Below are 7,119 nucleotides of genomic sequence, written 5' to 3'. Positions count from 1 at the left end.
GGCGCGCTCCGCCGGAATCTTGGGCATCGAGCTGGGCGCTGACGCCGGCGCGGAGATCGCCCGCCGCTCGCGGGGCACGCCGCGGATCGCCAACCGGCTGCTGCGCCGGGTCCGGGACTTCGCTGAGGTGCGCGCCGACGGCGTCATTACCCGCGACATCGCCAAGTCCGCGCTGGCGGTCTACGACGTCGACGAGCTCGGCCTGGACCGGCTGGACCGCGCGGTGCTGTCGGCTTTGACCCGAAGCTTTGGCGGCGGTCCGGTCGGGGTGTCGACGCTAGCCGTGGCGGTGGGGGAGGAGGCTGCCACCGTGGAGGAGGTGTGCGAGCCGTTTCTCGTGCGCGCCGGGATGGTGGCGCGTACCCCGCGCGGCCGGGTGGCCACCGCCCTGGCATGGACGCATTTGGGCATGACACCGCCAGCGGGTGTTGGTCAACCGGGGCTTTTCGACTAGGGCGACGGCGATCTCGTCGTTGCGGTAGCGCCGAATATGCCGTTGACCAGGAGGCGTTGCCAAAGCACTTGCTCCTCAGATGAGGCGTTACATCGCCGCTGTCCGGGTACCCATGTGATACCCAACGAGGAGGTTGCCATGAAGCACACAGAAGACCGCCCCACCAGACTGCGGATGCCGCGCTCTCGCGGCGCAGTGGCTGGATTGCTGCTCGTGATCCTCGGCGCCTGGGGCGCTTCGATCCCGTTTATCGGCCCCAACTTTGACTTCGGCTATACGCCCGGCCAGGCATGGACCGCAGCACGCGGGTGGCTAGAGGTCCTACCGGGCGCCGCTGCGGTGGTCGGTGGCGTGCTGTTGATCCTTTCCAGCAACCGCGCCAGCGCGATGTTGGGAGGTTGGCTGGCTGCCCTTGCCGGCGCATGGTTCGTGGTCGGTCGTGCGTTCGCCCCGCTGTTAGGCATCGGCTCGGTGGGGGATCCGGTGGCTGCCACCGAACGCAAGCGCGCTGTGCTGGAGGTCGCGTACTTCTCCGGCGTGGGTGTGCTGATCGCCTTTTTGGCCGGGGCTGTCTTGTCGCGCTTGGCCGTCCGATTGGCGCGCGATGTCCAGCCGCTGCCGGATCAGCAACCGGTCGCCGAGCCGAACGCGGCAACGATGGACATGCCGTCGCCGGAACCCTCGTCGGAGGCTGAGACGATGCCGCCGGCCCGGGGATCTCGGGCGCCGGAAAGCGCGGAGCGGCGCGGTGGTCTATTCCGCCGGCACGGCGCCCGCGTGTAGGGTGTGGCTTTCTTAGCTGGACTGGCCGGTGCCGCCTTGGGCATTGAACTTGGGCATTGAATAAGAAACAAGAAGCCGCCCTGGCCGCCTGCGCCAGGGGTGCTCCCGCCGTTGCCTGCGTCCTGCCCGAGGCCGGGGAAGGGACCAGCTCCGCCGTTGCCGCCGTCGGCGCCGTCGGCACCGTTACCACCGTTAAGGCCGGAAGAAACACCGCGCACCCAGGCCACCGACTCCGCCGGCGCCGCCGTTGCCGCCGCCGAGCCAGCCGTTGGCCCCGCCGGACCCGCCGTTGCCGCCGTTGCCCAAAATCCACCCGCCGTCCCCACCGGCCTGCCCAGTACCTGGCGCCCTGTCAACGCTTTCACCGGCGACAACGCTTGCACAAAGTCCGCATGAAACGCCGCGGTGCGCGCACTGAAGCGCCTGAAAATCCTTCGCATAGGCGCCGAATAATCTCATCACCGCCGCCGACACCTCGTCGCCACCCAGCGGGGCAATCCCCATGGTCCAGGGCGCCGCCGCCGCGGTGGCCGTCCGCAACGCCTCTCCGACCCCGCTAAAATCGCCGGCCGCTGCGGTCAGCACCTCAGGTGCTGCAAAGACAGAAGACGACATGACGAACTCTGCTGAAAGAGCGACGGTGCCAATCGCAGGTTGCACCCGGCGGCCGTCGAGCGTGCGCTCAGAGCCTCACAGCAGATCCAATAAGTGCAGGTCACTGATATACTTGGCGATGATCTGCGGTGAAATGTGCGGAATCTCGTTGTCCGCGCCCACTTTCGCGTCTCGGACTGCCGCTTGGAACCGGTCGGTCGGCGCCATCGAGCCGTTGATCGCCCTCGTGGGCTTCTGATAGTTATGCAGCAGCGGCAAGAGTGAAGCATGACGCTGTTTTTCCGGTAGGCCGCGCAGCGCAGTCTCGAACCGCTGCAGCCACTCACCGTAGTCGTCGATGCGCTGCACAGGGCGCCCGGCCACCCCGAGCCAGTCGACGAACTCGTCCATCCCGATGCCGTCGTCGTAGGGATTCATCACGTGGAAGGTCTGGAAACCTGCCCCGCGTCGAGCGCCCAGCGTCGCAATGGCCGCGGCGATGAATTCGACCGGCAGGCCGTCGTAGTGGGCACGTTGCCGGTTGCCCTCGGCGTCCAGCTCATAGAACGAACGTGGCGCGATACCGGTGGCGGCCAGGCTCAGCATCATCCGGGTGAACATGTCGGGCACGTTGAGCTGACCGGCATAGCTGGTGTCAGCCAGGATCATGTCGCAGCGAAACACCGCGACCGGTAACCCACACAGGTCGTGGGCCTCGCGCAGCAGCACCTCGCCGGCCCATTTGCTGTTGCCATACCCGTTGGCGTAGCTGTCGTCGATCTGCCGGGTCGGGCTGATCTGGCGGATATCGGCGTCCTCGGTGAACTTCGCCGGCTCGATCTGGTCGCCCACCCCGATCGTCGACACATAGCTGTACGGCTTCAACTTCGACGTCAGTGCCAACCGGATCAGCTCGGCGGTCCCCCGTGTGTTGGGTCCGAACAGCTCGCTGTAGGGCAGTACGTGATTGACCAGTGCCGCGGGGTCGACGATGAGGTCTACCGTGTCGGCCAGCCGCTGCCACGCCTGGGGGTTCAACCCGAGATCGGCTGCGCCTTTGTCGCCGGCGATGACTTCCAAGTGGTCGGTCGCCAGCTGCCGGAAGTGCGCCAGCAGCTTCGCGTCACCACTGTCGAACGTGCGGTCCAAACGGGCCCGGGCCTCGGCGTCGGACTTGGCCCGCACCAGAGCGATCACTGTGCCGTCAACCAGGTCCATCCGCTGCAGCCACTGCAGCGCCAGATACCGGCCCAGGAAGCCGGTCGCACCGGTCAACAGGACGGTGCGGACCGCGGCGCTGGGCTGCGGCAGGGTCGGTGCCCCGGCCAGCGTCGGCGCGTCGATGAACTTGTCCAGCGTCAGGTCGCTGGCGTGTACCTCGACCGCGTCACGACCGTGCACCCCGGCGAAGGTGGGCCCGCTGGTGCCCCGCCGCTCGCCCTCGATGTAGGCAGCGATGGCTTGCAGGTCGTTTGCGGGGCTCACGATGACGCCGACCGGCACGTCGACGTTGAAGATCTCGCGCAGCAAATTGCCGAAGGTCAGTGCCGACAATGAGTCGCCGCCTAGGTCGGTGAAGTGGGCGTCCCCCGACACCTCGCTCGCGGCGCTGCCCAGCAGCGCGCCCGCGGCCCGACTGACGGTGTGCAGCACTGGCGCGTCGGCTCCGACGCAGCGCAGTTCGTGCAGCTCGTTGGCTTGGCTTGCCGCCAACTCGGCGTAGCGTTGCTCCAGCCGCTCGCCGTAGTGTTGTTTGAGCTTTGGCCACGCCAGCTTTCGAATACCGGTCAGCAGACCGTTTTCCAGGCTGAACGGCGTGGTTTCGATGAGGACGTCGCGCGGCACCTCATATGACTGCAGGCCGGCCGCTTTGGCGACGGTTTGCAGCGAATCGGCAATCAACGGCTTGAGCGCGTCGATGTCAAAGCGGGACAGCGCCTCTTCGGTCGGCACCACGACGGCTAACAGGTAGGGGTGCGCGCTATTGCCGTACACATAGATCTGGCGGACCAGCGGGCTGTTGCCGAACACCGCCTCCAGCTTTGCGACGGTGACGAACTCGCCTTGCGCGAGCTTGAGCACGTTGTTGCGCCGGTCCACATAGATCAGCCGGTCGGGACCAACCTCGGCGACGACGTCTCCGGTGCGATAGTAGCCGTCGGCGTCGAACACACCAGCGGTGACCTCCGGCCGCTGGTAATAGCCGGGGAACATATTCTCGGTCTTGAGCAGCAACTCGCCCCGTGGATAGGGCCGGTCGGTGGCAAAGTAGCCCAAATCCGGGACGTCGACCAGCTTGTAGTCGATGACCTGCGGACGTTGTATCTCGCCATCGAGCAAGACCATCCCGGCCTCGGTGGAGCCGTAGGCGTCCAGCAGGTGCATGTCCAGCAGGGATTCGACCCAGGCTTTCAGCTCCGGAGAAGTCGGCGCCGAGCCCGTCATGGCGAAGATGTAGCGCCCGCCCAACACCCGCTGACGGTGCTCGTTGAGGACCTCGGCTTCGATTTCCTCGCGGGCGGTTTGCTCATCGGGGTCGGATAGGCGGGTGTCGACCCGACGCTGGTATTCGCCGTGGAGCAGCTCCCAGAGTCGCGGCACAAAGTTCAATTCGGTGGGTCGCACCAACTCGAGGTCTTCGAGCAGCGTCGTGTGGTCGCTCGTGGCCGCAAAATAGGCGGTACCGCCATTGCCGAGGGTGCCGTAGAGGATTCCGCGTCCCATGATGTGGCTCATCGGCATGAAGTTGAGCGTGATCGACGCGGCGGTGGGCCCGAACCAGCTCCTGCTGGCACGACGCCACATCTTGCCCACATTGCGCTGTGGATACTTCGCTCCCTTGGGCGCGCCGGTGCTACCGGAGGTGTAAATAAGCAGCGCTAGAGGGTCCTTCTCGTCCGGCAGCGCGACCGGCTCGAAAACCGAATCAGCCGGCAACGTCTTGCCCCGGTCCAGAACATCTCCCAGCGCTTCGAGTAGCACCGTGGTGTCGGCCAGCTTGGCGCGAGCGGTTCCGACGGCCTCGCGGTGGTCATCGACCTCGGGGTGGTAGTCGAACACCACCAGCTTGTCGGGCAGCTGACCGCTTAAGATCAACTCCACGGCATCGGGCAACTGGTTCACGCTCGCCGCGATCAGCCGGGGCACGGTCTCGGCCACAATCGGCTGCAGCTGGGCGACCGCGGTGCTGGTCTGCAGCGGCACCGACACCGCGCCGATCAGGCCAAGCGCCACGTCGATGGTGGTGTAATCCAGGCTGTTGAAGCCCAGCAGGCAGACCCGGTCGCCCATGCCCAGCGAGTCGTGGGTCAAGGCACGCGCCAGCGTCTCCACCCGAACACCGAGTTCGGCGTAGGTGATGGTCTCGAAGCGGGGTAGCAGTTGCAACGACGTGCGACCGGTCTGGGCGTCCTTGACCAACTGCACGGCGCGCTGCCCTAGTGCTGGCCGGTCGGCGTAACCCTGCAACACCGTCTGGATGATGTGCGGCAGTCGCAGCCCGGGCTGTTCGAGGGCGGCGGCGACTGCCGGGATCGGCTTGGCTGCGGCGAATTGCGGGTCGGACTCGGATAGGTGCTCTATACGGCGTGCGAGTCGTTCTTCACACGTAGTAGGCGACATAGCAGTTCCTCGCGGTACGGAGAAAGAAGAGCATTCGCGCCACGCTGCGCTGACGAGTAGAACGTTAGCGAAACTAAAAGTGTTCTTCAACATCGAGGCTGCCGGCGTGCTTCTCGGGGTCGAGGATATCGACAGCCGCCACAGTAAGAGCGAACATCGCCGCAACCCTGGTCGACTTCTGGTCAGAGGTCGGCCAGAATCCCGCACACGATGTCGAGGCCTTCGGTCAATAGCTCGTCACTGATGGTCAGCGGCGGCAGCAAGCGGACGATGTTGCCGAACATGCCGCAGGTCAGCAGGATCACGCCAGCCGCGTGGGCCGCGGCAGCAAGTTTCTCGGTCAACTCGGCGTCGGGGTCGGCGGTCCCGGACTTCACCAGCTCGACGGCAATCATGGCGCCGCGGCCGCGCACGTCGCCCACTCGATCGTCGGCTGCCTGCAGCCGCAACAACCGATCCATAATCAGCCGCTCGATCTGTTGGGCCCGCTGCACTAGGCCGTCTCGTTCGATGGTCGCAATGGTGGCCAGCGCCGCCGCACACGCCACCGGGTTGCCGCCGAAGGTGCCGCCCAGACCGCTGGCGTGCGGGGCGTCGATGATTTCGGCCTTGCCGGTTACCGCGGACAGCGGCAGCCCGTCGGCGATGCCTTTGGCGGTGACGATCACGTCAGGCTCTAGGCCGTGGGGGCCTTCGTGCTCGCAGGCGAACATCTTGCCGGTGCGGGCAAAGCCGGTTTGCACTTCATCGGCGATGAAGACCACGTCGTTCTGGCGGCACCAGTCGAGCAGGGCCGGCAGGAACCCTTCGGCTGGAACGATGAAACCGCCTTCGCCTTGGATGGGCTCAATGATGACGGCAGCCAAATTGCTTGCACCGACCTGCTTTTCGATGAAGTTGAGGGCGCGCGCGGCGGCCAGTTCACCGTCAGCGGCCAGGTCCTTGTCCAGCAGGCCATCGCGATACGGATACGAGAGCGGGGCCCGGTAGATCTCCGGCGCGAACGGTCCGAAGCCGCTCTTGTAGGGCATGGACTTGGCGGTGAGCGCCATCGTCATGTTGGTGCGGCCGTGATAAGCGTGGTCGAACGCGACCACAGCGGGCCTACGGGTGTAGGCGCGCGCTACCTTGATGGCGTTCTCGACCGCTTCGGCGCCGGAATTGAACAGCGCAGACCGCTTCTCACCAGTACCCGGGGTAAGCCGGTTGAGCTGTTCGGCCACGGCGACGTACTGTTCGTACGGCGTCACCATGAAGCAGGTGTGAGTGAACTCGGCCACCTGCGCGCGCACCGCCGTCACGACGTCGGGTGAGGAATTTCCGATTGTGGTGACGGCGATCCCCGAGCCCAGGTCGATGAGTCGATTACCGTCAGCGTCCTCAAGGATGCCCCCGCCGGCGCGCACCACGAAGACCGGCAGCATGACCCCTACGCCGCCCGATACCGCCGCGACCCGCCGCTTGTTCAGTTCCAGCGACGCCGGACCTGGGATTTCGGTGACCAGGTGGCGACTCTGCTCGAGGCTGGCCACACATCCTCCTCTCACCGCGGCGCGGCGGTCACGTCGCGGGGTAAAGCGTATCGGTTATCCCGGGGCCGCTCCGGTACGACCTGCGCCAATGGCAGACTGGACCGTTACGAGGCGCGCGAGTGTGGGGTCACGCCC

At 66.1% G+C, this 7,119-nt stretch carries 5 protein-coding genes; 2 read left to right on the top strand and 3 right to left on the bottom strand.

What is annotated here, in order from left to right; genetic code table 11:
- Positions 1-454, top strand: a 454-nt coding sequence (locus tag F0Q45_RS23050) for a Holliday junction DNA helicase RuvB C-terminal domain-containing protein (protein WP_306439470.1), incomplete at its 5' end; no start/stop codon positions are given.
- A gap of 138 nt (positions 455-592) precedes the next feature.
- Positions 593-1,237, top strand: coding sequence for a hypothetical protein (locus tag F0Q45_RS23045; protein WP_262491130.1), 645 nt, complete (start codon positions 593-595; stop codon positions 1,235-1,237).
- A 192-nt stretch (positions 1,238-1,429) separates the two neighbouring features.
- Here F0Q45_RS23045 and F0Q45_RS29625 read toward each other — a convergent pair whose 3' ends face one another.
- The 3 genes from F0Q45_RS29625 to gabT all read right to left on the bottom strand — a co-directional run bounded on the left by F0Q45_RS29625 (position 1,430) and on the right by gabT (position 6,984).
- On the bottom strand, positions 1,430-1,852 hold the full coding sequence (locus F0Q45_RS29625; RefSeq protein WP_262491129.1) for a PE family protein: 423 nt from the start codon (positions 1,850-1,852) through the stop codon (positions 1,430-1,432).
- A 75-nt stretch (positions 1,853-1,927) separates the two neighbouring features.
- Positions 1,928-5,452, bottom strand: a complete 3,525-nt coding sequence (gene car / locus F0Q45_RS23035) for a carboxylic acid reductase (protein ID WP_149656115.1) — start codon at positions 5,450-5,452, stop codon at positions 1,928-1,930.
- A gap of 182 nt (positions 5,453-5,634) precedes the next feature.
- Positions 5,635-6,984 carry a 4-aminobutyrate--2-oxoglutarate transaminase gene (gene gabT / locus F0Q45_RS23030; RefSeq protein WP_149656114.1) on the bottom strand — a complete coding sequence of 450 codons (1,350 nt, stop codon included), beginning with the start codon at positions 6,982-6,984 and terminating at the stop codon, positions 5,635-5,637.
- Between the last annotated feature and the right edge of the window lie 135 nt (positions 6,985-7,119).

This window comes from Mycobacterium simiae, from assembly GCF_008370645.1.
In the GTDB taxonomy this organism is placed as follows: Bacteria; Actinomycetota; Actinomycetes; order Mycobacteriales; family Mycobacteriaceae; genus Mycobacterium; species Mycobacterium simiae_A.
The sequence above is the reverse complement of the archived record's forward strand: the minus strand, read 5'-3'. Positions and strand labels throughout refer to the sequence as shown.